Origin of the sequence: Malaciobacter halophilus (genome assembly GCF_002837275.1) — a bacterium.
Taxonomy (GTDB): domain Bacteria; phylum Campylobacterota; class Campylobacteria; order Campylobacterales; family Arcobacteraceae; genus Malaciobacter; species Malaciobacter halophilus.
On the sequence record NZ_NXIF01000091.1, the window covers coordinates 1 to 754 of the forward strand.

General features: G+C 28.2%; 1 protein-coding gene. It reads left to right on the top strand.

Going from position 1 to position 754, the window contains the following annotated elements; all coding sequences use genetic code 11:
* Positions 1–754, top strand: a 754-nt coding sequence (locus CP960_RS13845; protein ID WP_409454886.1) for a bacteriophage T4 gp5 trimerisation domain-containing protein, incomplete at both ends; no start/stop codon positions are given.

The following is a 754-nucleotide window of genomic DNA, read 5'->3' on the forward strand; positions in this document are numbered from 1 at the left end:
GTTACTATCATTTAGAGCACAAAAGAATCTAAAAACCCATGTGTTAAATGATGAATATAAACATATAGAGAATAACTCAAAACTATTAGTAGAAAATGATAAAGAAGAGACAATACAAAAAGACTCAATCATAACAGTTGGAGAAGAAGAAAGAAAAAGTATTAAAGCAAATAAGATTTTAACTGTTGAGAAAGAGTCTATTACTACTATTAAAAATGATTGTGAAGAACACTATAAACAAAACCTAGAAACACTAATAAAACAAGATGAAAAGACATATTTAGAAAGAGATGTAGAACTTAGAATCAAAAATATCTTGCATAAATATATTCAAAAAGATGTATCAGATAAATACTTGCAAAATCTATTTGTAAAAATAGGAAAAGAGCTAAGAGTTGATATAGAAGATGGCTTTCATCTAAATACAAGTGATTTAAAAGTACAAGCTTCAGATAACTGCTTACTTGATGGAAGTGATGGTATAAGCTTTAAATGTGGAAGTAATATCCTAACAGTAGATGCAAGTGGCATTCACTTTAATACCTCAAACTTTGTGGATAATAGTGCTAATGGTGGGGTTAATGTTGAAGATGTAGTAAAAACAGAGATACCAAAACCACTATATGAAAAAGTAAGAGTAGTTGAACTAATTCCTACAATTACAAAACAAGATGAGATAACACAAGTTTTAGAGTATGAAGCTATTGTTGAGAAGTTTTATAATGGTGTTTGGAGTAAAACTACTGATTTAACT